Origin of the sequence: Rhodococcus sp. 05-2254-6, from assembly GCF_002258565.1 — a bacterium.
GTDB lineage: Bacteria > Actinomycetota > Actinomycetes > Mycobacteriales > Mycobacteriaceae > Rhodococcoides.
This window is the reverse complement of sequence record NZ_NOZF01000148.1, coordinates 31665-51825: the sequence shown is the minus strand read 5'-3', so window position 1 is coordinate 51825 and position 20161 is coordinate 31665. Positions and strand designations below refer to the sequence as shown.

Below are 20161 nucleotides of genomic sequence, written 5' to 3'. Positions count from 1 at the left end.
CCGCGCAACAGTGAGGGCGATCGGCCTCCGCAGCCGATCGCCCTCACCGAGGTTTGCTCGCCGGTGACTAGCCGCCGGTGATGGGTGAGTTGAATGCGCACGGGATGGACCTCGTGGGGAAGCCCTTCGGATCCAGTGCGTTCTTCACGATGCCGATCGCGCGAGGCGAGACCGAGATCGACAGGTGGTCCGACAGATCGATCTCGCAACCGTTCTGCAGGGTGACGTTGTTGACGGTGGCACCGGGTCCGGCGGTGAGGAACGTCGTCTTGTACGGGGTGACGACCTCGTCGTACTTGGTGCCGATCACGGTGTACTTGATGCCGGGGTCGGTATCACCGCCCACTGCCAATCCCTTGACCAGGTCCGAGTCGATGACCTGGTCCGAGGCGGCGGGTCCGGCGATTGCCCCGACGACGCCGAGTACGTTCAGGCCCAGGTTGTTGATAGTGCGACCCAGAGTGCCGATACCGACGAGTGTGGTGCCGTGGTTCGACCCGGCGACGCTGACGACGGTGTTGACCTTGTTCTTCGTCGGGTCGGCCGGGTTGGCACCACCCTCGAAGCGCAGGTACTGGCGGGTCACGAGTCCCCCCTGGGAATGGCCGACGATGTCGACCTGAGCGGACCCGGTGGCGGCGCGCACGGCGTCGATGTAGGTCGCGATCTCTTTCGCGCTCGACGCGACGGATGCCGTGCCCCGCAGCGACTCGAGATTACCGACGATGCTCGAGTCCTTGTCGCCGTAGTTGAGCGCGAAGATGCAGTAGCCCTCCTTCTTCAGCGCAGGCGACATCCGCGCGAAGTTGTTGTAGGCGTTCTCCCACGTGCCGTGCAGCAGCACGACCGGACGCGGATGCGCTGCCGACGGCTTGCAGTTCCAGTCGTTGGCACCCTGAGGTGCGACATTGGGGTTGACGATGCTGTACAGGAATCCGGCCAGGAAGTTCGTCTGCTCCGGTCCGTAACCCGTGGTCTCGGTCCGTGGGTCGTAGGTGATGGTCGCGGGAGCGGCGGATTCGATGTTCGGCTGGGCGATGCCCTGGTCGGCGGCCTTGGGGGAGGCCTCGGTCGGGCCGGGCGGAACAACCGAGTCGCCCTGCACGGTGGCGGGCGGAGCAGGTGCGGTGGCGGGCTGTGCCTGTGCTGCGACACCGGTACCGAGGGTGAGTGAGCACGCCATTGCGGCGATCATCGCGGCGCGCACCGTCGTTGCCTTCCGCGTCGTGCGGGAGGTGGACCGAGAAGTGGTCATGGAGCCTGACTTTCGACGAGGATTGTTGGACAAGGCGGAACAGTAAGCGCGGATTTCGGTGATTCGCGTTCTCCTGTCAGGCGTTTGGAATCTGCCTTCAACCGCCGAGTCGTATGTGAGAGATCGTCACAACTGAGCTCCGACGACCCGAATCCGAACCGACTGCCGGATATATTCGGAAAAACAATCCCCAGGTTTGATTGTTGTTCTACTGTTCGTAGCGGGGAAACGAACCTGAAGTAGGTTTCGAGTGCGAGGGGTGGGGTCTTCGGTGACGGCAACGGAAAGCGTGCACGTGTCGCAGGGTGAATACGTCAGTGGGCGACGGGCATCCGACCGTCTGCGGACGCCGAGGGAGACTGCCGCACGCATGCTGGATCAGTACTTCGGCGAGCCCGAGGACACACCACCGCCGCGCGAGTGCGCCCGCGGCGAACTCGACGACATGACGACGACCTGCTGCGAACTGGCGACCGGAGTACTCGAATCCGGGCGGCTACCGATAGCCGGTGCGATGGACGTCTTTCGCGACGCAGCGACCCGGTGGGCCCGAGACGGCGTACCGCTCGGCCGTATCCAACATGCCGTCAACGAGGGCTGCGCACTGGCTGTGCGACAGGCACTGCGCCCGGGCGACGGGGGTGCCGACGATCGACTCGCCGACGGAACCGTCCTGGTCATGGAACTGTTGGACGTCGTCACCGCGGCCGTGTCCGATGCCTACCTGACGGAATTTCGCACGCTGGCTCAGAACGGTCCCCGTCACGACGTGGAACTGCTGGACGCGCTGTTGACCGGTGACGGCACGGCTCGCAAGATCGCCGATCGGATGGGAACGCTGCTCGCCGAGGATTATCACGTGGTCGCCCTGCACTTTCCGGCCCATGCCGACGAGGGTGGCCGTCGGATCGACGCGGCGATGATGGCGGCTCGGAAACTGCGAAGAATCCACACCGCGCTGGCCACATTCGACGCGGACTGCGTGCCCATCGCGTCGATCAGTCCCACCGGCGGAACCGTCCTGCTGCCCGATGTTCCCGGCGTGGACGTCGGCGAATTGGTCGATCGCCTGGCCGACGCGGGTCAGGTGGCGGTGACCGCGACAACCGGGTCGGCCGCGATCGACGACATCGCCGCTACCGCGCCCCACCTGTACGAACTGCTGAGTCTCGTGCGTCGGCTCCGATACGCACCGGGGACGTACCGGATTTCGGATCTCGTGTTCGAGTACCAGGTGAGCAGGCCGGGCCTGGGGCGCAAACACCTTGTGACACTGATCGATCCGCTGCGCGATTCGGTCGACCTGTTGCCGACACTGCAAGCATTCGTCGATTCGGACTCCAACCGAAAGAAGACGGCCACCTGGCTGACGGTGCATCCCAACACCGTCGACTACCGTCTCAAAAGGGTGGAGCAGCTCACCGGACTCGATCCGATGAAGCCGTCCGGACTGCGAAGACTGCACGCTGCTCTGATCGCCGACCGCCTCGAGGCCCGTCGCGTTCCGGTGGACGAGCGATCACTGTGACCGCGCCGGACGGCGCGGTGCTCGCAGCGTCGGCGGCGCTCGATTCGGTGGAGTCCGTGGCCGCTCTTTTTCAGCCCGTCGTCGAACTGGCCACCGGGACAGTTGTCGGATACGAGGCTCTGGCCAGGTGGCCGTCTCCGAGCCTGGCCGTGCCAGAGGACGTGTTCGCGCTGGCGAGAGAGCGCGGACTGGTGGGTCGCGTAGACGTAGCGTGTCGCGCCGCCGCGCTGCGGGCGGCGCGTGAATGCGCCTACTCGCGTCGGGTGCGATTCTTTCTCAACATCGAGCCGGGCTGTTTCGCCGACGTACGCGACGTCGAGATCCACCTCGACGCGATCGGTGACGACCTCGACGTCGTCCTCGAGATCACCGAGCGAGACCTCGACCGCAACGTGCCGTTGCTGATGGCTCTGGTCCGAGGAGCCCGCGCTCGCGGCATCTCGGTGGCCATGGACGACGTCGGTGCCACGCCTGCAACGTTGGCACTGTTGGCCTCGGTCGCGCCGGACATCGTCAAACTCGACGCGTCGATCGTCCGGTCCCCGTACCGCGCACGCGCCGCGATACGGCAGGTGCGGGCCTACGTCGGTTCGAGCGACGCCGTTCTGCTGGCCGAAGGAATCGAAACCCGCAGGCATCTGCGTCGCGCCAGGTCTCTGGGAGCAACCCTCGGTCAGGGCTGGATGTTCGGACGTCCCATGCCGCTGCCGAATCCGCCGATCTGACGAGGGACCGGGAACCACGAAACCCCGCACCCTCGACGGCCGGGGCCTGGGTGCGGGGTTTCGTTACGACCGAACGAGACGGTCAGTTCTTGAACTTGTCCTTGATGTTGCCTGCGGCGTCCGAGACGTCGTCGCCGACCTGCTTGGTCTTGCCCGACGCCTGATCCTTTGCGCCTTCGGCAGCAAGATCGTCGTTGTCGGTCTTGTGGCCGATCTTTTCCTTGGCTTCGCCCACGAGCTCTTCTGCCTTGTGCTTTGCCTTGTCGATGAAATCAGCCATGGTGAACTCCTCGAAATCGATTGTCTATCCGTTCACGAGTAGCTATACCCGTGATCGACGTCGGTAACCATGCACTGCACCTGCGGGTTCTGCCGGCCCGATTCGGGTAATCGAGGCCCATGGACCCAGATACCGATATGCATTCCGCCCCCGATATGCCCTCACCCGAACACCGGCGACCGAGCGGAGTGGACGATGCGACCGTGGCCGCAGTGGGAAAGATGTCCGAGGCGCTCGAGTGTGTGGAGCGGGCCAGGGGACACCTGTACTCGTTCCATCAACTGATGGGGCATTCGGACCTGCTGTTGGGGGAGGCCGTCGAGGCGCTCACCGAGGCAGATCACGACGCGATCGCGCAGCGAATCGACACGGACATGATCGGCAGAAACATCGCACCGGGTCGTTGGACGTTCCAGCTCGTCGAAGAGTTCGACGACGGATATTGGGGCCCGTTGCGCGAACACGAGCGGGCCGTCCGAGACGAGTTGCTCGACGGACGTCGCCACGTGTTCGAGGCCGAGATGAAGGAGAAGCGTCGAACCCACGGCCGCAGCGGGCACGAGGCGAGACCGTCCGACTGACGCCGGTCCACGAAAAAAGCACCGACCCCGCCGGTTGACGGCGGGGTCGGTGCGTGAGGCGTGAGTGTTTAACCTGCTTGATTCGCCGCGTCGACCTCGCTGGTCGCGTTGGCGGTGGAGAGCTGACCACCGGAGTTCTCCAGGTGTGCCCGCACGAACCAGTGGAAGAGTTCGAGCTGCGCGCTCTGGCCGATGAGCATGTCCTCGGTCACCGGGTCGATCTCGCCGACCTCTTCGATGTTCTTGCGAGTGGTCTCGATGACTCCGGTGTAGACCAGGTCGAGTGCACCGAGGTGCTCGATGGCCGTTGCGCGACCGATCGAGTAGTCGTCCCAGCTGCGCTCGGAGACGATGGTGCCCGGGGTGCCCTTGGCCGAGGAACCGAGGGTCGCGATGCGCTCGGCGACGTCGTCCGCGAATCCGCGAACTGCTTCGACCTGCGGGTCGAGCATCTCGTGTACCGAGATGAAGTTGGGACCGACGACATTCCAGTGAATGTGCTTGAGGGTCAGGTGGAGATCGTTGTAGGCGTTCAGTCGATCCTGAAGGATCGCAGCGACGCGCGCGCCCACTTCCGAGGTGAGTCCGGGAACGGTGTACGAGTTCTTTTCAGCCATGTGCAGTGATTGCCCCATCCCCCTGGAACACAAACATGCCCCGCCGAATCGAATCGGCGGGGCATGTGTGGTGAAGAGTCAGGGCTTGTCGAGTCGCGGTGAATCCGTGCTCGACGTGCCGGTCGGCGAGGTGCCGGCCGAGGAGGTTCCGTCCGTCGGATCGACGATCGGGCTGTCGGCAGCGACCTTGTCGATGGCGTCTGCGTCGTCCTCCTTCGGGGGATTCTTCAGGCTCAGAATGATCGAGCCTGCCAGTACCACGACGATGACCACCAGGCTGACCAGCGAGGGAATCTCGGGGATCGAGGTGCTGATCACCTTGTGTCCGGCCTGCAGGATCAGCTTGACGCCGATGAAGGCGAGGATGATCGCCAGTCCCTTGGACAGGTAGTGGAACTTCTCGAGCAACCCTGCGAGCAGGAAGTACAGGGCGCGTAGGCCGAGGATGGCGAACGCGTTCGAGGAGTACACGATGAACGGGTCGTCGGTCACCGCCAGGACGGCGGGAACACTGTCCACTGCGAACACCAGGTCGGCGGCCTCGATGGCCACCACGACGGCGAGAAGTGGCGTGGCCACTCGCTTGCCTGCTTCCTTGACGAAGAACTTGGTGCCTTCGTATTCGTCGCGGACAGGAATGATCTTGCGAAGCAAACGAACTGCGATCGAGGTACTCGGGTCGTACGAGTCGTCCTCGTCCTTCATCAGCTTGTATGCGCTGTAGAGCAGGATGGCCGCGAAAACGAACAGAACGGCAGCGAACTTGCTGACGATGGCCACACCGGCGGCCAGGAAGATCGCGCGGAAGACGAGGGCGCCGATCACACCGAAGAACAGCACGCGGTGCTGGTACTCACGGGGAACCTTGAAGTAGCCGAAGATCAGCGCGAAAACGAAGAGGTTGTCGACGGACAGACTCTTCTCCAACAACCAGGCCGTCGTGTATTCGACGCCGGCCGTGGTGCCCAAGGTGAAGAACACCACGATGCCGAAGATGATGGCCACGCCGACCCACAGTGCGCTCCACCATGCGGCTTCCTTGAAACCGATGATGTGGGCACCGCGGTGTGCCAACAGGTCGATGGCCAACAGGATCAGGACGACGGCACCGAATGCCGCCCATGCCCACCAGGGGACGACGTTCATGAACGGCCACCTCTATTCGTGAATTTGCTGCCGAGTTGCTTCAACTTCGCCTGATTCTCGGGCTTGGTTGCGTACCGACGTGCTTGGTCGATCATTTTCTTGCCCTGTGGGCTGCGAGCGAACGATGTCAACTTCTGTGTCAACGACGCCATCTTCACACGCTCCTTTTCGTTCTCGTCTGTCTTCGGCTTGCCGTATTTCCGGCCGTACGTTCGGGCCTGGGCGGAAATTACTGCCTCTTTCCGCGACTACTCCAGTGTGACTGTTCGCTTTCCTGCAGGCATGGTCGTTTTGCGGACACGTTTCGACCGATTTCGTTGCCGGGTTACGGCAAGTTCAGCGGCCCCGCTGAGTCATGACGACGAGCCGACTTCGGGCCAGTCGAGCAACTTCGCTCCGAGCACCGCCGTGTGCAGCGCGAATGCCTCGACGGGGTTGCCCACATTCTGCCCGGTCAAATCCTTTATTCGCGACAACCTGTAGGTCACCGCCCGCACCGACAGATGCATGCGGCGTGCGGTGGATGCAGTGTTCGCACCGGTGTCGAAGTACACCTGCAGCGTCTCCAGCAGTGGACCCGCGCCGCCTCGCGCGCTCAGCAGCGGTGTCAGCAACGTGTCGACCAGATCGGCGATCGCCGCACGATCGCTGATCAGGACGCGGTAGACGAGCAGATCACGAGCATCGACCACCGATGCATCGAATCCGAGGGAGGCGGCGAGATCGAGTGCGTCGAGGGCTTCCCGGTACGACGCCGCGACACCGACCGCCCCGCTGCGTGGGCGGCCGACCCCGATCTGCGTCCGGCCGTATTCCCCTTTGCGACGGAGATCGACCGATTCGCTCGACGTCGAAGTGGACGTACCGAGGGCCCGTCCCACTCGGTCGAGGACGTGGTCGACGGCGACGAGGTCGGGTGCCGGGAACACCAGGATCAACCTGTCCTGCTTGGTGGCCACGAGCAACTCGGCGTCGCCCTTGCTGCCCTGCACACTGCGCTCGACGAGGGTGATGGCAGAGCTGGCGTCGGTGAAGGGCTTGGTCGACGTCACCACGGCCACCACATGAGGACTCGACAGATCGAGGCCGAACGTCTGCGCCCGCCCGAGCACCCCGGCGACATCGGAGGTGCCCGAGAGCAGATCGTCGACGAATTCACGGCGGGCGAGCACCTCGGCTCGCACGAGAGTGCGCCGGGCGAGCTGGAATCCCTCGGCCAGTTCGGCCACCGCGTCGTCGACCGCGCGCAGCATCACCTCGCCTGCCGTGACGACCCCGGCCGGGTCCTCCGCTGCGGCGACGACAGCGGGTAGTTCGCGCCACAGTCGCCACGCCGAGCTCAGATACAGATCGAGCAATGCCCGCAGTGCGACGCCCGCGCGGGCGGCAGCATCACCCTGCGCTCGGAACTCGTGCAGCTGCGGGCGGCTCAGTGGGACGCCGGCATCGACGGCGTCGGTGAGGACTTCGAGGAAGCTGCCCAGCAGAGCGACGTCGAGTCCGCCTGCGTCCGAGGCCGATTGCGCAGCGACGGAATCGAGCGGTAGCGCATCGCGCTGTGTGGCCATGTGTGTCTTGCTCCTCGTCGACTCCCATCATCGTAAGTCGCCGAAACCGATCGGTTACACGGGTGTGGAAGCATCGTCGCGCGCGACTCGGCGTTCGACGAAGGTAGGTAGATGACACGATTCGGCTCGGTGACCGTCGTCGCGATCGCGTGCGTGCTGTCGGTCAGCGCGTGCACTGCACCGTCGCAATCGGGAGCGGCATCGGCCGACGCGCTGGTGTTGGCCGACGGTTACGAACTCGGTGGTTTCAACCCGGTCGCCGGGTACGGTGCCGCGGGCGAAGCGAAGATGTACGACGGGCTGGTGCGCATCGGCGGCGGCGACGGTCTGCCACCGCTCGAACCCGGACTCGCAGTCGAGGTTCCCACGGCGAACGACGACGCGACGGTGTGGACGGCGACGCTTCGCCAGGGAGTGGTCTTCTCCGACGGGTCCGCGTTCGATGCAGCCGACGTCGTCGCCACCTACGAGGCGATTCTGGATCCGGCATCGGCGTCCGAGGCGAGATCGTCCTTCGACATGATCGACGAGGTCGTCGCGATCGACGATTCGACCGTCGAATTTCGACTCGCCTATTCGTACGCGCCGTTTCCGACGAAGCTGCTCATCGGAATCGTCCCGTCGGAAGCCGTTGCGGAACCCGGGCTCGCTGCCGAATCCCCACTCAACCGCGCACCTGTGGGAACCGGCCCCTACGTTCTGGTGGATCTGTCGCCGGATCGAGCCGAATTCGAGGCCAACGACAACTACTGGGGCGGTGCGCCCGAGGTGAAGAAGCTCACCCTGCTGTACGTCCCGGACGACAACACCAGAGCCCAGCGGATGGCGTCGGGCGAAATCGACGGGACGAACCTACCGCCGCTTCTCGCGCAGAGTCTGGACGGACGCGAGGGAATGTCGTTGTCGGCCAATGTCTCCGCGGACTGGCGGGGTGTGTCGTTGCCGACGAATTCACCGGTCACCGGAAACCGGGACATGCGGCTCGCCCTCAATCTCGCCGTGAATCGACAGGCGATGACGGACGGGGTGCTCGGCGGATACGGCCGACCGGCGGCCACACCCGTTCCGCCGGTGTTCGGCGACTCCTACGAACCGACTGCGGTATTCGAGTACGACCCGGCCGCGGCCCGCCAGATCCTGTCCGACGGCGGCTGGATTCCCGGTCCCGATGGCATTCGCACGCGTGACGGACAGCGCGCAGAGATCACCGTGATGTACAACTCGACCGATACCGTGCGTCGAGATCTGGCGCAGGCCTTCGCGTCCGACGCGGTCACGGTGGGGGTCGAGGTCACCCTCGAAGCACTGTCGTGGGACCGGATAGACCCCAGGATCGGCGTGGACTCCACGATGCTCGGCGGCGGAGAAGAACCGTTCGATGCCGATACGCAGGCATACCGCACACTCGACTCGTCGTTCGTCGCGCCGGGCGTCGGAAGTGTCTACGACAACGCGGCCGACTACTCGAACCCGACGGTCGACGCCGCCCTCGACACCGGCAGGCGCAGCCTCGACCCTGCGGTACGCGCGGAGGCGTACCGGGAGATGCAGCGCGCCTACTTGGCCGATCCGGGATACGTCTTCCTGGTCTTTCTCGATCACATGTACGTATCGAAGGATTCGGACTGGACGATGTCCGGCCCGGTACTCGAGCCGCACTCTCACGGCGTCACGTGGGGTCCGTGGTGGTCGTTGCAGACGTGGACTCGCGCGTCGTGACCGTCGATCGACGGCACGCCACGACTTCGCGCGGCATCGGAGCGATGGTGCGCCGTCGACTGATGCTGCTGGTTCCGGTGTGCGGTGTCGTCTCGCTGGTGCTCTTCGCCGCCGCAGCGGTGTCCCCGTTCGACCCGCTCGTCGGGTACCTCGGAAACCGATACACGACGACGACGGAGGCGGACAAGGCATCGATGACGGTCGCCCTCGGCCTCGATCGGCCGTGGTTCGTCGCCTACTGGCAGTGGTTGCAGGGCGTCGTGACAGGCGATCTGGGTCAGTCGCGATCCTACGGACAGCCGGTGAGTCAGGTTCTGGCCGAGCGTATTCCGTGGACGATGTTGTTGGCGGGAGTCGCGCTGTCGGCCGCGATTGCGATTGCGTTCACGGTCGGCATCGCTTCCGGCATTCGTGCCGGCGGCCGGTTGGACCGCTTCGTCGCCGCCGCGTGCGTCACCGTTCAGGGAGTGCCGCCGTTCGTGCTCTCGCTCGCCGCGATCGCGGTGTTCGCGCTCGGTCTCGGATGGTTGCCCGTGGCCGGACTTTCCGACGGCGGCAGCGATCCCACCCTCGGTGGAGTACTCCGCCATCTGCTGCTGCCCGCGTCGGTTCTGGCTCTGTCTCAGGTTCCGTGGCTGCTGTTGTCGGTTCGCGAGTCCATCGCGTCCGCGCGTGGCGAGGACTTCGTGGCAGGTGCGGTGGCTCGCGGCATTCCCACCGCCCAGATCACTCGCCGCCACATCGTGCCCGCCGCATTGGCCCCCTTCGTCAACGTCGTCGGAGTTCGACTGCCCGAGTTGGTCGTCGGGGCAGTACTGGTGGAAGAGATATTCGGGTGGCCTGGCGTCGCAGGAGCTGTCGTGCAGTCGGCACGCGATCTCGACATGCCGTTGCTGGCCGTGCTGACTCTCGGAACCACTGTCGCGGTCATGCTCGGCTCTCTGCTCGCCGACGTACTGGTCGTGCGACTCGATCCGAGGGTGCCTGCGGATGGATAGGCGAACGGCGATCGCGGGCGTGGCCCTCGCCGCTCTGACCGTGTACGCGGTAGCGGTCCCCATGCTCGCGGGGGTGGACGATCGCGTCGTCGACTTCTCGTCGGCGAGGCTGGGGCCCTCGGCGCAGCATCCGTTCGGCACCGACTCGGCCGGCCGAGATCTGTTCGTGCGCAGCGCATCGGCCGTCGGCACCTCGTTGCTCATCGCGGTGGCCTGCGCGGCACTGGCGACGATCCTCGGCTGCGTCGTCGGCCTGGCCGCTGGGGTGTGGGGTGGGCGGGTCGATCGCATCGTCATGCGCAGCACCGACGCCGTCAACGCGCTGCCCCACCTGTTGCTCGGCATCGTGATCGTGGCGATGTTCCGCGGTAGCGTCGTCGCCATCGTGGCGTCGATCGCATTGACACACTGGACCCAGGTGGCTCGCATCGTGCGCTCGGAGATCCTTCGGTTGCGCGAGCGAGAGTTCGTCGATGCGGCAATTCTGGCCGGGGCCAGTCGTTTTCACGTGGCAACTCGACACTTCGTTCCTGCCGTTCTACCCCAGGCCATGATCGCCGTCGTGCTGTTGCTCCCACACGCGGTGTGGCACGAATCGACGCTGTCCTTCCTGGGGTTCGGGCTGCCTCCGCACGAGCCGAGCCTGGGTACCCTGCTCGAGGAAGCCCGCAGTTCTCTGCTGCTGGGGAGTTGGTGGACCTTGGTGTTCCCCGCCGCGATACTGCTGGTCGCCACGCTGTCCGTGGCCGTACTGGGTTCGGCAATGCGGGCGCGGGTGACGCTTGTGCGTCCGTCGGAGCTTCGCCTGTGACCCGGGGTCTGTCCGTCCGAAACCTGACCGTTCGCATTCCGATCGGTCGACGGTGGGTGCATGCCGCCTCCGATGTCGACCTCGAGGTTCCGGCCGGAACCGTGACCGCTCTGGTCGGCGAGTCGGGCTGCGGCAAGTCGATTCTCGCGGCGACGGTGATGGCGATGTTGCCGGTCGGGGCGACCGTGAGCGGATCGGTCGTGGTCACCACCGCAGAGCGAGAATTCGACGTGACGAGTGCAGCAGGGTTTCGGGGCAGGGACGTCGCGCTCGTTCCGCAGTCTGCGGCAACACATCTCACGCCGACCCGAACCGTCCGATCGCAACTGGACGAGACGATAGCCGCGCACGGAGGGCCGTCGACGTCCGATCTGCTCGCCGAGCGGGTGGGGCTTGCCCCGGCACACCTCGATCTCCATCCACATCAGCTCTCGGGTGGAATGGCTCAGCGGGTCGCTCTGGCCGGAGCGCTGGCCGCGGACCCCACGGTGATCGTCGCCGACGAGCCCACCTCCAACCTCGATCGCGCGGCCGTCGACCACGTGCTCGGGCTTCTGCGGGCATGCGCGGACGACGGCGCAGCGGTACTGCTGATCACCCACGACCTGTCGTCGTTGATCAGGACGGAGGTCGCCGATCGCATCGCCGTCATGTACGCCTCGCGTCTCATGGAAACGGGACCTGCCGCGTCGGTGCTCGAGAATCCCCTGCACGACTACACCCGGGACCTACTGGACGCGCTGCCCTCTCGCGGGATGACTCCGCTCCCGGGATCGCCGCCCGAGTTGACGGACCTTCCCGACGACTGCGTCTATCACCTCCGCCGGCCATTGTCTCCACACTCCGGTGGACCCACGGAAATGGTGACGGTGGGCGCGCGGTCGTACCGAACGAGAGTGCACCGATGAGCTTGGACGCGGTGGCCGTGAGCGCCGGCTACCCGGGTGGCCCCGATGTGTTGACGCAGGTCAGCGTTTCGGTCGAACCGGGAACGATCACGGGGCTGACCGGCCCGTCCGGTAGCGGAAAGACAACCCTCGCGAGAGTGCTTGCGTTGCTGCAGAAACCCCGAACCGGATCGGTGCTGCTCGACGGGACCACCGTGCGAGGCGTCGGGTATTCGGTACCTGCGACGTCACGCGCACAGATCGCGCTGCTGTTCCAGTCTCCACGGCAGGCGACCGATCCACGGATGACCCTGCGCTCGATCATCGAGCAACCAGGGGTCATCGCCGGGCGCTCGGTCGATGTCGCCGATCTGGCAGAGCAGGTGGGTCTGACCGCGGACCTGCTGTCCCGTCGACCACACCAGGTCAGCGACGGGCAATTGCAGCGCGCCTGTGTCGCACGGGCGTTGGCGCAACGGCCGCGCTATCTGATCTGCGACGAGATGACGTCGATGCTCGACGCGGCGACGACGGCGTCGATCGCCAGATCGGTCGAACGCCAGGCCGTCGACGGCGGACTCGGTGTGCTCGTGATCAGCCACGACGCGGATCTGTTGGACACACTGTGCTCGTCCGTGCACCACCTGAGCTGAGAACGACATCGAGAACTCGCGGAGACGAGCGAGCCGGTTCGGTGTGCGAATCACTCGATCGGGGAGCAGAATCAGCCGAACCGATCGATTCGAGAGTTTCTCTCCACGTTGGGAGTCGCCCACATGACCTCGTCGAACAGACCTGCATCGAGTCTGCGATCGCAACTGCTTCGCAAGAAGCCGATCGTGGATCCGGACCAGCAGAGCAGTGGCGGGTTGGAACGCACCATCGGCACGTTTCAGCTGACGATGTTCGGCGTCGGTGCCACCATCGGTACCGGCATCTTCTTCGTCCTGTCGCTCGCGGTTCCCGAAGCCGGTCCTGCAGTGGTGCTCTCGTTCCTGGCCGCGGGTATCGCGGCAGGCCTCGCAGCCATCTGTTACGCCGAAATGGCATCGGCGGTACCGGTTTCGGGCTCGACCTACTCCTACGCGTACGTGACGATGGGCGAGGTGGTCGCGATGGGCGTCGCCGCCTGCCTGTTGCTCGAGTACGGAGTGTCCAGCGCTGCCGTCGCCGTCGGGTGGAGCGGGTACCTCAACGAGTTGTTGAACAATCTCTTCGGCTTCACCATCCCGCACGCGCTGTCCGCTGCCCCGGGTGACGCCGATCCCGGCATCATGAATCTGCCTGCGGTCGTGCTGATCGTGCTGTGCGCCGTTCTGCTCATTCGCGGTGCGAGCGAGTCGGCGGCCGTCAACGCAGTCATGGTCGTCATCAAACTCGGCGTGCTGGCTCTGTTCGCGATCGTAGGATTCACCGCCTTCGACTCCGGAAACTTCTCCGACTTCATGCCCCTGGGCGCAGCTGGTGTGACCGCGGCCGCAGGCACGATCTTCTTCTCGTTCATCGGACTCGACGCGGTGTCCACCGCGGGCGACGAGGTGAAGGATCCGCAGAAGACCATGCCGCGGGCCATCATTGCGGCGCTGATCGTCGTCATCGTCTTCTATCTCGTCGTCGCCGTGGCCGCCCTTGGCACTCAGCCCTGGACCGACTTCGCCGGCCAAGAGGAAGCCGGGCTGGCGGAGATCCTGCGTAACGTGACCGGGCAGGCCTGGCCGGCAACGATTCTGGCTGCAGGTGCGGTGATCTCCATCTTCTCGGTGACCCTGGTGACGATGTACGGGCAGACTCGCATCCTGTTCGCCATGGGCCGAGACGGCATGTTGCCCAAAGCTTTCGCCAAGGTCAGTCCCCGTACGCACACCCCGGTCAACAACACGATCGTCGTCGCCGTCGTGATCTCGATCCTCGCCGCGTTCATTCCGCTCGACAAGCTGGCGGACCTGGTGTCGATCGGCACCCTCGTCGCATTCATCGTCGTGTCCATCGGAGTGATCGTGCTGCGCCGCTCGATGCCCGATCTCGAGCGGCCGTTCAAGGTTCCGGGATACCCGGTGACTCCGGTGCTGTCGGTCCTCGCGTGCCTGTACATCCTGTCCGGGCTGCACTGGACCACGTGGTTCTGGTTCGGGCTCTGGCTCGCGGTCGTGTTGGCGTTCTACTACTTCTGGGGTCGGCACCATTCGGCATTGCGTGGTGCAGGGCAGGACGCGCGATGAGCGTGCTGATCGCGTTCGCGCCGGGGAAGGGAAGCGTCGGTGCCCTCGATCTCGGTGCCCAACTCGCTCGGTCGACCGGTTCCGACATCGACGTGGCGACGGTGGTTCCCAAGCCGTGGTCGACGCCGTCGATGGCCCGCGTCGATGCCGAGTTCGCGGATTGGGCGGCGGCAACGGCAGCCGAATCCGAGGCGAAGGCGCGGCACTATCTGCAGGAGAAAGCGCCCGATATCGCCGCGTCGTTCCACCGAGTCGCGCACCGCTCGGTGTCGACGGCGTTGACCGATGCGGCGGACAGTCTCGGGGCCGCGGTTCTGGTTCTCGGCTCCTCGGGCGACGGCGCACTCGGGCAGGTCGTCGTCGGGTCGACCGCCGACAAACTGCTGCACTCGTCGCCGGTGACGGTGGCGCTGGCCCCGCGCGGCTATCGCGTGCGCGAGCGCGCGACTCTGACACGGATCACGTGCGCGTTCTCCGGTGACAGCGAGGCCTCGCGCGTGGTGGGACCCACCGCCGAACTGGCCAGCGAAGCGGGCGTTCCGCTTCGTCTGGCGTCGTTCGTGGTCCGCGGTGCGACGATGTACCCGCCCGAAATCGGGCTGCGAGCCGAGGACGACGTCGCCGCCGAGCTGTCCCGGGGGCTCAGCGAGGCGCTCACCGCAGCAGTGGACGACGCGGTTGCGGTGGGACTCCCGGTCGATCGGGTGACGACCGAGTTGGCCTCGGCCGGCAGTTGGCGCGAAGCCCTCGACGAATTGCACTGGCAGGACGGCGAAGTACTGACCATCGGATCGTCCGGGCCACTGGGACCCATCGCTCGGGTGTTTCTCGGTTCCCGGGCGACGAAGATCATCCGTCATTCGCCGGTGCCGATCCTGGTGTTGCCGCGGCGGTGACGTCCTATCGGTTGAGAGCGAGAACCGACAACAACTCGTAGGCAACATGAGCCGCAGCGATTCCGGTGATCTCGGCGTGGTCGTAGGCCGGCGCGACCTCGACGATGTCGGCACCGACCACGTTCAGGCCGACGAGTCCGCGCAGAGTGTTGAGCAACTCTCGGGAGGTCATGCCGCCGGCTTCGGGAGTGCCGGTGCCGGGCGCATGTGCGGGGTCGAGAACGTCGATGTCGACCGAGACGTAGACCGGGCCGCCGTCCAGACGTCTGCGCATCCGTTCGACGATGCTGGCGACACCGTCGACCTCGTAATCGTCGGAACGAATCACCTGGAAGCCGAGAACGCGATCGTCCTCGAGGTCCTGCTCGCTGTAGAGCGGGCCGCGAATACCGATGTGCTGCGAGCGTTCGAGGTCGATCAGGCCTTCCTCACTGGCTCGTCGAAACGGGGTTCCATGGGTGTAGGGCGCACCGAAGTACGTGTCCCACGTGTCGAGGTGAGCGTCGAAGTGCAGCACTGCAATCGGTCCGTGGTCGCGTGCGAGCGAGCGCAGGATCGGCAGTGCGATGGTGTGATCGCCGCCGAGGGTCAGAACCGAGGAGCCGTCGGCGCGCAGGTCGGTCACCGCGTCGTGCACCGTGGCGAGCGCCTCGGTGATGTCGAACGGATTGACTCCGATATCGCCGAAGTCCGCAACTTGCTGGCGGGCGAACGGCGAGACCTCGAGGGCAGGGTTGTAGGGCCGCAACAGTTTCGAGGCAGCACGGATGTGCCCGGGACCGAAACGTGCGCCCGGACGGTAACTCACGCCGGAATCGAACGGAACGCCGAGGATGGTCACGTCGGCTCGGGACACCTCGTCGAGGCGCGGGAGCCGAGCGAACGTGGTGGGCTCGGCGTAGCGGGGGACCTTGGTCGCGTCGACCGCACCTATCGGTGGGTGCTCGGGACTGCTCGGGTTCATCGAGAATTCCTTCCGAATTCTAAGGAGTCCGGCGACAGTGGAGTCGACCAGTTCGCCCGGCAAGCGTTACTCTGATGCACGATCTTGTCAACACGAGTTTCCTGAGAGGCGATGACGGTGTCGATTGCTGCTTCGGTCGAGAACGACGCGCCACGTATCGGCGCGCGACTGAAGGAAGCACGCAAGAAGAAGCGGCTGACTCTCGACGCACTCGCCGATACCTGCGGGGTGACCAAGGGGTACCTGTCCAAGCTCGAGCGCGATCAGGTGAACGCATCGGTCGCGTCGTTGGTTCGGGTCTGTGCTGCGCTCGACGTTCCGGTCGGCTCTTTGTTCGACGACGCCCCCGCCGGTGAAGTGGTGCGCGCGCAATCGTTGCCGCGCATCATGTTCGGGGGAACGGCGATGGCGGAGTATCTGTTGACCCCGGTCGGGGAGCGGCGGGTCCAGGTACTGCTGGGGGAGATCGAGGAAGGTGGCGGCAGTGGCGCGGAGGCGTACACCCTGCCGTTGGACGTCACGTTCGTACACGTGCTGTCCGGCGAGGTTCGAGTGACCTTCGAGGAAGATCCAGGCGGTGCCTTCGGCGGTGACGACGTGCTGCTCGGACCGGGCGATGCGTTCACGTTCTCGCCGCGACGCCCGCACAGTTTTCGCAGCGACAGCAGTGGTGGTGCCCGGGTCCTGTGGGTGCTGGCACCTGCGCTGCCAGAAGAGTTGCACAACAGGAAACCGGAGTTTCGCCCATGACGGTCATCGTGTCGCTGTTCCAAGGGCCGGAGTTCTCCGCCGACGTCGAGGCCAACCTGTCGGCGATCGATGCCGCGGCGCGCAGCGCAGCCGAAGCAGGCGCGTCGATGCTGGTGACCCCGGAAATGTCGGTGAGCGGCTACGACATCGGTGATCTCGTGCGCGAACGAGCCGAAACGTTCGACGGTTCGATCTTCGAGCGCATCGCCTCGATCGCGCGAACACACGGTGTCGCGATCGTGTACGGATACCCCGAACTCGGTCATTCGAATCACGGGGGCGAGGCCGTGTTCAACGCGGTGCAGGTGGTCGACGCATCCGGACAATCGGTTGCGCGCTATCGCAAGACGCACCTGTTCGGGGCCCTCGATCGCACCCACTTCACCCCGGGGCCGGACCTGGTGGTGCAGTTCGACTTCGGCGGGCTGCGGTGCGGTGTACTCACCTGCTACGACGTCGAATTTCCCGAAGCCGTTCGCGCGCACGCCGATGCCGGCACCGAATGGTTGATCGTTCCCACCGGTCTGATGACCCCGTTCGAGATCATCGCCACTCACGTCGTTCCCACGCGGGCGTACGAGAGCCAACTGTTCATCACCTACGTCAATCGCTGCGGCACCGAGGCGAGCCTGAGATATTGCGGGCTGACCTGTGCCGTCGGGCCGGCCGGCAACGACCTCGCGCGAGCCGGTGAACACGAAGAACTGCTGACCTTCGAGCTGGATCCGGCCGAGCTCGCTCGATCGCGTGCGGTCAACACCCATCTGGCCGACCGCCGCACCGACCTCTACCCGACAGGACCCTCACGGGCCGAGCAGGAGACCGACCGATGACCACACCCGTCACCCCGGACAGCGCAATCGCATCCGAGGACGACCAGCCGCTCACGATGTTCGGCCCGGACTTCCCGTTCGCGTACGACGATTACCTCGCGCATCCGGCCGGCCTGGGGAGCATTCCCGACGCGGCCCTCGGTACCCGGGTCGCCGTGATCGGCGGCGGACTCGCCGGTATGGTCGTCGCCCACGAATTGCTGAAGATCGGCATGGAACCCGTTGTGTACGAATCGGATCGGATCGGCGGCCGGATGCGCTCGGTACCGTTCGACGGGCATCCCGGTGTGGTGGCAGAGATGGGCGCGATGCGTTTTCCGCCGTCGTCGACCGCGCTGTTCCACTACCTCGACGCCGTCGGGCTCGAGACGACGCCGTTTCCGAACCCGCTGGCCGAGGTGACCCCCAGTACGGTGATCGACCTCAAGGGTGAGAGCCACTACGCACGCAAGCTCGACGATCTCCCGCCGATCTTCGCCGAGGTCGGCGACGCGTGGAACAGGACGCTCGAGGAGCACGCCGAGTTGATTCCGCTGCAGCGCGCCATCCGCAGGCGGGACGTGGCCGAGATCAAGCGGATCTGGAACGAGCTGATCGTGAAGTTCGACGATCAGACCTTCTACGGTTTCCTCGCTGCGTCCGAGCACTTCTCGTCGTTTCGGATGCGAGAGTTGTTCGGCCAGGTCGGTTTCGGAACGGGCGGATGGGACACCGACTATCCCAACTCGATCCTCGAGATCCTTCGCGTCGTCATCACGGCAGCGGACGATCACCATCGCGGAATCGTCGGCGGCTCACAGCAACTCCCGATGCGGTTGTGGACCGACTCGCCGGCGAACATGGCGCACTGGCCCGCAGGCACGTCGGTGGCGTCACTGAACGGCGGCACCACGATGTCGCGCGTCACCGAGATCAGGCGCACCGACGGCGGCACCACGATCCACGACGATCGTGGCAACATCCGCACCTACGCCGCCGCCGTCGTGACCGCCCAGAGCTGGATGCTGCTGAGCAACATCAGATGCGACGACGATCTGTTTCCCATCGACCACTGGACCGCCATCGAACGTACCCACTACATGGGCTCGACCAAGGTGTTCGCACTCGTCGATCGTCCGTTCTGGAAGGACAAGGATCCGGTCACCGGCCGCGATCTGGTGAGCATGACGCTGACCGATCGAATGAGTCGCGGCACGTACCTACTCGACCAGGGTGAGGGCCAGCCCGGGCTGATCTGCCTGTCCTACACGTGGTCCGACGACTCGCTCAAGCTGCTGGCCCTGGACCCGACCGAGCGCATGAACATCATGCTGCGATCGCTGGAGGAGATCTATCCCGGTGTCGACTTCCGCAGTCACATCATCTCCACCCCGGTGACTCTGTCCTGGGAAACCGAACGCGATTTCATGGGCGCATTCAAGGCGAATCTGCCGGGGCACTACCGATACCAGGAAAGACTGTTCACCCATTTCGTGCAGCACGACCTCGAACCTCGGCACCGGGGGATCTTTCTCGCCGGCGACGACATCTCGTGGACGGCAGGGTGGGCCGAGGGAGCCATTCACACCGCACTCAACGCGGTGTGGGGCGTCGTGCATCACTTGGGCGGTTCGTCGGCAGAAGGCAACCCGGGGCCGGGCGATGTGTTCGAGTCGATCGCTCCGCTTCGGTTGGGCGACTGACCTTTCGGAGACAACGACCTGGGTGTGCGCTCGTCGAACACGAACAGTGCCAGAGCGACGGTCAGCATCACGGCTACGACCCAGATCGCCCGTAGCCCGAACAGCTCGACCGCGACTGCGCCGAGCAGCGCCCCACCGAAGAATCCGGAGATCACCGCGCCGAACCGTCGGGCGCGGATGCCGGCCTCGAGATCGTGTTCGACCACCCGGTGGAATGCCGCCATCGCCATGCTGCGGAGATTGCCGGTCGTCATCGTGGTGTTGAACGGTGAATCCACCAGCACACGAAAGGTGGTCACCTGCACTCCGGCGACGTGAGCGAGGATCACCGAGACCACGGCGTCGGGGACGGTGGCCGGCAGAAATCCGACGACGAGGACCACGAGGATCTCGAACACCAGCACCGCCCGCACCGGTCGTCGCACGATCCTCGCAACCGCGGGCAGCGCGATGAATTCTGCGGTCGCGACGCCCAGGACGAAGGCCGCCAACGGGGGTAGGAAAGCCAGAGCCTCGACCCACCGACCGGCGGCGACATCGACGCCGAGCAACACGACATTGCCGGTCTGCGCGCCGGCGAACACGCCACCGCGGGTGATGTAGGTGTACGCGTCGAGGAATCCACCGACTGCCGCCAGCAGTACTCCGAGTCGAACCGATTTCGCAGTGGCGACGGCGATGTGGGGCTGCGGCGTGCTCATC

At 65.3% G+C, this 20161-nt stretch carries 20 protein-coding genes; 13 read left to right on the top strand and 7 right to left on the bottom strand.

The features are described from left to right. Positions 1-67: 67 nt before the first annotated feature. Complete coding sequence (locus tag CH256_RS20455) at positions 68-1255, bottom strand: esterase/lipase family protein (protein WP_094639046.1); 1188 nt, start codon at positions 1253-1255, stop codon at positions 68-70. Positions 1256-1526: 271 nt separating this feature from the next. On the opposite strand from CH256_RS20455, the gene CH256_RS20450 reads away from it, so the two are divergent. Continuing rightward, positions 1527-2783: a PucR family transcriptional regulator gene (locus CH256_RS20450; protein ID WP_143536631.1), complete on the top strand. Its 1257-nt coding sequence runs from the start codon at positions 1527-1529 to the stop codon at positions 2781-2783. Next, the gene (locus CH256_RS20445; RefSeq protein ID WP_094670457.1) at positions 2780-3508 is read left to right on the top strand and encodes an EAL domain-containing protein; all 729 of its coding nucleotides are present in this window, start codon (positions 2780-2782) and stop codon (positions 3506-3508) included. The genes CH256_RS20450 and CH256_RS20445 overlap by 4 nt, the downstream gene beginning before the upstream one ends. Positions 3509-3590: 82 nt before the next feature. Here CH256_RS20445 and CH256_RS20440 read toward each other — a convergent pair whose 3' ends face one another. Beyond that, positions 3591-3788: a CsbD family protein gene (locus tag CH256_RS20440; protein WP_068050352.1), complete on the bottom strand. Its 198-nt coding sequence runs from the start codon at positions 3786-3788 to the stop codon at positions 3591-3593. Between the two features lie 137 nt (positions 3789-3925). Here CH256_RS20440 and CH256_RS20435 point away from each other — a divergent pair, with 137 nt between their 5' ends. Further along, on the top strand, positions 3926-4369 hold the full coding sequence (locus CH256_RS20435; protein ID WP_094670456.1) for a hypothetical protein: 444 nt from the start codon (positions 3926-3928) through the stop codon (positions 4367-4369). A gap of 68 nt (positions 4370-4437) precedes the next feature. Here the strand turns inward: CH256_RS20435 and CH256_RS20430 are convergent, their stop codons facing one another. The 3 genes from CH256_RS20430 to CH256_RS20420 form a co-directional block, all read right to left on the bottom strand. Then, positions 4438-4986 carry a Dps family protein gene (locus CH256_RS20430; RefSeq protein WP_068050372.1) on the bottom strand — a complete coding sequence of 183 codons (549 nt, stop codon included), beginning with the start codon at positions 4984-4986 and terminating at the stop codon, positions 4438-4440. 78 nt (positions 4987-5064) lie between these two features. Next, positions 5065-6132: a TerC family protein gene (locus CH256_RS20425; RefSeq protein ID WP_094639050.1), complete on the bottom strand. Its 1068-nt coding sequence runs from the start codon at positions 6130-6132 to the stop codon at positions 5065-5067. 353 nt (positions 6133-6485) lie between these two features. Next, positions 6486-7700 carry a PucR family transcriptional regulator gene (locus tag CH256_RS20420; protein WP_094670455.1) on the bottom strand — a complete coding sequence of 405 codons (1215 nt, stop codon included), beginning with the start codon at positions 7698-7700 and terminating at the stop codon, positions 6486-6488. Positions 7701-7811: 111 nt separating this feature from the next. On the opposite strand from CH256_RS20420, the gene CH256_RS20415 reads away from it, so the two are divergent. The 7 genes from CH256_RS20415 to CH256_RS20385 all read left to right on the top strand — a co-directional run bounded on the left by CH256_RS20415 (position 7812) and on the right by CH256_RS20385 (position 15230). Next, complete coding sequence (locus tag CH256_RS20415; RefSeq protein WP_094670454.1) at positions 7812-9419, top strand: ABC transporter substrate-binding protein; 1608 nt, start codon at positions 7812-7814, stop codon at positions 9417-9419. 44 nt (positions 9420-9463) lie between these two features. Beyond that, positions 9464-10417 carry an ABC transporter permease gene (locus CH256_RS20410; RefSeq protein ID WP_179272163.1) on the top strand — a complete coding sequence of 318 codons (954 nt, stop codon included), beginning with the start codon at positions 9464-9466 and terminating at the stop codon, positions 10415-10417. Continuing rightward, positions 10410-11228: an ABC transporter permease gene (locus CH256_RS20405; RefSeq protein ID WP_094670452.1), complete on the top strand. Its 819-nt coding sequence runs from the start codon at positions 10410-10412 to the stop codon at positions 11226-11228. Before CH256_RS20410 ends, CH256_RS20405 begins: the two co-directional genes overlap by 8 nt. Beyond that, positions 11225-12136, top strand: a complete 912-nt coding sequence (locus CH256_RS20400) for an ABC transporter ATP-binding protein (RefSeq protein WP_094639055.1) — start codon at positions 11225-11227, stop codon at positions 12134-12136. The genes CH256_RS20405 and CH256_RS20400 overlap by 4 nt, the downstream gene beginning before the upstream one ends. Then, positions 12133-12768, top strand: a complete 636-nt coding sequence (locus CH256_RS20395; protein ID WP_068050368.1) for an ABC transporter ATP-binding protein — start codon at positions 12133-12135, stop codon at positions 12766-12768. The genes CH256_RS20400 and CH256_RS20395 overlap by 4 nt, the downstream gene beginning before the upstream one ends. 123 nt (positions 12769-12891) lie before the next feature. After that, a complete protein-coding gene (locus CH256_RS20390) occupies positions 12892-14334 on the top strand; it encodes an amino acid permease (RefSeq protein ID WP_068050370.1) in 1443 nt (480 codons plus the stop codon). After that, entirely contained in the window at positions 14331-15230 is a 900-nt protein-coding gene (locus CH256_RS20385) for a universal stress protein (RefSeq protein WP_094670451.1), read from the top strand. The genes CH256_RS20390 and CH256_RS20385 overlap by 4 nt, the downstream gene beginning before the upstream one ends. A 4-nt stretch (positions 15231-15234) precedes the next feature. Here the strand turns inward: CH256_RS20385 and speB are convergent, their stop codons facing one another. Further along, entirely contained in the window at positions 15235-16194 is a 960-nt protein-coding gene (gene speB, locus CH256_RS20380; RefSeq protein ID WP_094670469.1) for an agmatinase, read from the bottom strand. Positions 16195-16305: 111 nt separating this feature from the next. On the opposite strand from speB, the gene CH256_RS20375 reads away from it, so the two are divergent. The 3 genes from CH256_RS20375 to CH256_RS20365 are packed head-to-tail and all read left to right on the top strand — an operon-like array spanning position 16306 to position 19459. Next, on the top strand, positions 16306-16944 hold the full coding sequence (locus CH256_RS20375) for a helix-turn-helix domain-containing protein (RefSeq protein ID WP_068050376.1): 639 nt from the start codon (positions 16306-16308) through the stop codon (positions 16942-16944). Further along, the gene (locus CH256_RS20370; RefSeq protein ID WP_068050378.1) at positions 16941-17777 is read left to right on the top strand and encodes a carbon-nitrogen hydrolase family protein; all 837 of its coding nucleotides are present in this window, start codon (positions 16941-16943) and stop codon (positions 17775-17777) included. Before CH256_RS20375 ends, CH256_RS20370 begins: the two co-directional genes overlap by 4 nt. Then, positions 17774-19459, top strand: a complete 1686-nt coding sequence (locus CH256_RS20365; protein ID WP_094670450.1) for a flavin monoamine oxidase family protein — start codon at positions 17774-17776, stop codon at positions 19457-19459. Before CH256_RS20370 ends, CH256_RS20365 begins: the two co-directional genes overlap by 4 nt. Here the strand turns inward: CH256_RS20365 and CH256_RS20360 are convergent. After that, positions 19375-20160, bottom strand: a complete 786-nt coding sequence (locus CH256_RS20360; RefSeq protein ID WP_094670449.1) for a YoaK family protein — start codon at positions 20158-20160, stop codon at positions 19375-19377. The genes CH256_RS20365 and CH256_RS20360 overlap by 85 nt on opposite strands. Between the last annotated feature and the right edge of the window lies 1 nt (position 20161).

What these genes read in the sequence shown, in the direction of transcription:
- CH256_RS20375 (WP_068050376.1), top strand. Translation starts at nt 16,306, where the DNA reads ATGACGGTGTCGATTGCTGCTTCGGTCGAGAACGACGCGCCACGTATC.
- CH256_RS20390 (WP_068050370.1), top strand. Translation starts at nt 12,892, where the DNA reads ATGACCTCGTCGAACAGACCTGCATCGAGTCTGCGATCGCAACTGCTT.
- CH256_RS20385 (WP_094670451.1), top strand. Translation starts at nt 14,331, where the DNA reads ATGAGCGTGCTGATCGCGTTCGCGCCGGGGAAGGGAAGCGTCGGTGCC.
- CH256_RS20430 (WP_068050372.1), bottom strand. Translation starts at nt 4,986, where the DNA reads ATGGCTGAAAAGAACTCGTACACCGTTCCCGGACTCACCTCGGAAGTG.
- CH256_RS20440 (WP_068050352.1), bottom strand. Translation starts at nt 3,788, where the DNA reads ATGGCTGATTTCATCGACAAGGCAAAGCACAAGGCAGAAGAGCTCGTG.
- CH256_RS20405 (WP_094670452.1), top strand. Translation starts at nt 10,410, where the DNA reads ATGGATAGGCGAACGGCGATCGCGGGCGTGGCCCTCGCCGCTCTGACC.
- CH256_RS20365 (WP_094670450.1), top strand. Translation starts at nt 17,774, where the DNA reads ATGACCACACCCGTCACCCCGGACAGCGCAATCGCATCCGAGGACGAC.
- CH256_RS20410 (WP_179272163.1), top strand. Translation starts at nt 9,464, where the DNA reads ATGGTGCGCCGTCGACTGATGCTGCTGGTTCCGGTGTGCGGTGTCGTC.
- CH256_RS20425 (WP_094639050.1), bottom strand. Translation starts at nt 6,132, where the DNA reads ATGAACGTCGTCCCCTGGTGGGCATGGGCGGCATTCGGTGCCGTCGTC.
- CH256_RS20455 (WP_094639046.1), bottom strand. Translation starts at nt 1,255, where the DNA reads ATGACCACTTCTCGGTCCACCTCCCGCACGACGCGGAAGGCAACGACG.
- CH256_RS20370 (WP_068050378.1), top strand. Translation starts at nt 16,941, where the DNA reads ATGACGGTCATCGTGTCGCTGTTCCAAGGGCCGGAGTTCTCCGCCGAC.
- CH256_RS20435 (WP_094670456.1), top strand. Translation starts at nt 3,926, where the DNA reads ATGCATTCCGCCCCCGATATGCCCTCACCCGAACACCGGCGACCGAGC.
- CH256_RS20415 (WP_094670454.1), top strand. Translation starts at nt 7,812, where the DNA reads ATGACACGATTCGGCTCGGTGACCGTCGTCGCGATCGCGTGCGTGCTG.
- CH256_RS20395 (WP_068050368.1), top strand. Translation starts at nt 12,133, where the DNA reads ATGAGCTTGGACGCGGTGGCCGTGAGCGCCGGCTACCCGGGTGGCCCC.
- speB (WP_094670469.1), bottom strand. Translation starts at nt 16,194, where the DNA reads ATGAACCCGAGCAGTCCCGAGCACCCACCGATAGGTGCGGTCGACGCG.
- CH256_RS20360 (WP_094670449.1), bottom strand. Translation starts at nt 20,160, where the DNA reads ATGAGCACGCCGCAGCCCCACATCGCCGTCGCCACTGCGAAATCGGTT.
- CH256_RS20420 (WP_094670455.1), bottom strand. Translation starts at nt 7,700, where the DNA reads ATGGCCACACAGCGCGATGCGCTACCGCTCGATTCCGTCGCTGCGCAA.